This window comes from Enterococcus termitis (genome assembly GCF_001730305.1).
Lineage (GTDB): Bacteria > Bacillota > Bacilli > Lactobacillales > Enterococcaceae > Enterococcus_L > Enterococcus_L termitis.
Genome location: NZ_MIJY01000032.1, coordinates 1 through 3,173, shown reverse-complemented (window position 1 = coordinate 3,173; position 3,173 = coordinate 1). Strand labels below are relative to the sequence as shown.

The window sequence follows — 3,173 nt, the reverse complement described above, 5'->3', positions numbered from 1 at the left end:
CAACCTTCTATCGCTAGAAGAAGTAGTCAAGACCCAACCGTAAGGTTGATAAGGTTAAGTGAATAAGGGCGCACGGTGGATGCCTTGGCATTAGGAGCCGATGAAGGACGGGACTAACACCGATATGCTTTGGGGAGCTGTAAGTGAGCTATGATCCAGAGATTTCCGAATGGGGGAACCCAGCATCTTTTATAGGATGTTACTTTCCAGTGAATACATAGCTGGTTAGAGGTAGACGCAGAGAACTGAAACATCTAAGTACCTGCAGGAAGAGAAAGAAAATTCGATTCCCTGAGTAGCGGCGAGCGAAACGGGAAGAGCCCAAACCAACAAGCTTGCTTGTTGGGGTTGTAGGACTCCGTTGTGGTAGTCTGTCAAGATAGTCGAAGAACTTGGAAAGGTTCGCCAAAGTGGGTAATAGCCCCGTAGACGAAATGTTGGCAACACCTAGGAGGATCCTGAGTACGGCGGAACACGAGAAATTCCGTCGGAATCCGCGGGGACCATCCCGCAAGGCTAAATACTCCCTAATGACCGATAGTGAACCAGTACCGTGAGGGAAAGGTGAAAAGCACCCCGGAAGGGGAGTGAAATAGATCCTGAAACCGTGTGCCTACAACAAGTCAAAGCCCGTTCATGGGTGATGGCGTGCCTTTTGTAGAATGAACCGGCGAGTTACGATTGCATGCGAGGTTAAGTTGAAGAGACGGAGCCGCAGCGAAAGCGAGTCTGAATAGGGCGATTGAGTATGTAGTCGTAGACCCGAAACCATGTGATCTACCCATGGCCAGGTTGAAGGTGTGGTAAAACGCACTGGAGGACCGAACCCACGTACGTTGAAAAGTGCGGGGATGAGCTGTGGGTAGCGGAGAAATTCCAAACGAACTTGGAGATAGCTGGTTCTCTCCGAAATAGCTTTAGGGCTAGCGTCGAAGTTGAGAATGATGGAGGTAGAGCACTGTTTGGACTAGGGGCCCATCTCGGGTTACCGAATTCAGATAAACTCCGAATGCCATTCATTCATATTCGGCAGTCAGACTGCGAGTGATAAGATCCGTAGTCGAAAGGGAAACAGCCCAGACCACCAGCTAAGGTCCCAAAATAATTGTTAAGTGGAAAAGGATGTGGGGTTGCACAGACAACTAGGATGTTGGCTTAGAAGCAGCCACCATTTAAAGAGTGCGTAATAGCTCACTAGTCGAGTGACCCTGCGCCGAAAATGTACCGGGGCTAAACAATTTACCGAAGCTGTGGATCACACCTCTGGTGTGATGGTAGGAGAGCGTTCTAAGGGCGTTGAAGGTCGATCGTGAGGACGGCTGGAGCGCTTAGAAGTGAGAATGCCGGTATGAGTAGCGAAAGACGGGTGAGAATCCCGTCCACCGTATGACTAAGGTTTCCTGGGGAAGGCTCGTCCGCCCAGGGTTAGTCGGGACCTAAGCCGAGGCCGATAGGCGTAGGCGATGGACAACAGGTTGATATTCCTGTACCAGTTGTTTTTGTTTGAGCAATGGAGGGACGCAGGAGGCTAAGGAATGCATGCGACTGGAAGTGCATGTCCAAGCAGTAAGTCTTGAGTAGAGTCAAATGCTTTACTCTGTACGGACAAGCTGTGATGGGGAGGGAAATAATAGTACCGAAGTTCCTGATGTCACACTGTCAAGAAAAGCTTCTAGTGAGAAAACAACTGCCCGTACCGTAAACCGACACAGGTAGTCGAGGAGAGTATCCTAAGGTGAGCGAGCGAACTCTCGTTAAGGAACTCGGCAAAATGACCCCGTAACTTCGGGAGAAGGGGTGCTGACTTCGGTCAGCCGCAGTGAATAGGCCCAAGCGACTGTTTATCAAAAACACAGGTCTCTGCAAAATCGAAAGATGACGTATAGGGGCTGACGCCTGCCCGGTGCTGGAAGGTTAAGAGGATGGGTTAGCTTCGGCGAAGCTCAGAATTGAAGCCCCAGTAAACGGCGGCCGTAACTATAACGGTCCTAAGGTAGCGAAATTCCTTGTCGGGTAAGTTCCGACCCGCACGAAAGGCGTAACGATTTGGGCACTGTCTCAACGAGAGACTCGGTGAAATTTTAGTACCTGTGAAGATGCAGGTTACCCGCGACAGGACGGAAAGACCCCATGGAGCTTTACTGTAGCTTGATATTGAGTGTTTGTACCACATGTACAGGATAGGTAGGAGCCGATGAACCCGGAACGCTAGTTTCGGTGGAGGCGCTGGTGGGATACTACCCTTGTGTTATGAACCCTCTAACCCGCAGCCCTTATCGGGCTGGGAGACAGTGTCAGGTGGGCAGTTTGACTGGGGCGGTCGCCTCCTAAAAGGTAACGGAGGCGCCCAAAGGTTCCCTCAGAATGGTTGGAAATCATTCGCAGAGTGTAAAGGCAGAAGGGAGCTTGACTGCGAGACTTACAAGTCGAGCAGGGACGAAAGTCGGGCTTAGTGATCCGGTGGTTCCGCATGGAAGGGCCATCGCTCAACGGATAAAAGCTACCCTGGGGATAACAGGCTTATCTCCCCCAAGAGTCCACATCGACGGGGAGGTTTGGCACCTCGATGTCGGCTCGTCGCATCCTGGGGCTGTAGTCGGTCCCAAGGGTTGGGCTGTTCGCCCATTAAAGCGGCACGCGAGCTGGGTTCAGAACGTCGTGAGACAGTTCGGTCCCTATCCGTCGCGGGCGTTGGAAATTTGAGAGGAGCTGTCCTTAGTACGAGAGGACCGGGATGGACTTACCGCTGGTGTACCAGTTGTTCTGCCAAGGGCATTGCTGGGTAGCTATGTAGGGAAGGGATAAACGCTGAAAGCATCTAAGTGTGAAGCCCACCTCAAGATGAGATTTCCCATTTCTTTAAGAAAGTAAGACCCCTGAGAGATGATCAGGTAGATAGGTTGGAAGTGGAAGTGCAGTGATGTACGGAGCGGACCAATACTAATCGGTCGAGGACTTAACCAAAGAAATAAAATAAATGATCTTGGTCAATTTGATTACTTACTTCAATCCAGTTTTGAGTGAATCATCACTCAATTGAATACAACAACACCCAGTGTGGTGGCGATAGCGAGAAGGATACACCTGTTCCCATGCCGAACACAGAAGTTAAGCTTCTTAGCGCCGATTGTAGTGAAGGGTTTCCCTTTGTGAGAGTAGGACGTCGCCGCGCT

The 3,173-nt window shown here is 50.8% G+C and carries 2 rRNA genes; both read left to right on the top strand.

Annotated elements, in window-relative coordinates:
• Positions 1 to 52: 52 nt before the first annotated feature.
• Positions 53 to 2,964 (top strand): 23S ribosomal RNA (locus tag BCR25_RS12435).
• Between the two features lie 92 nt (positions 2,965 to 3,056).
• A 5S ribosomal RNA gene (gene rrf / locus BCR25_RS12430) occupies positions 3,057 to 3,172 on the top strand.
• Position 3,173: the final 1 nt, after the last annotated feature.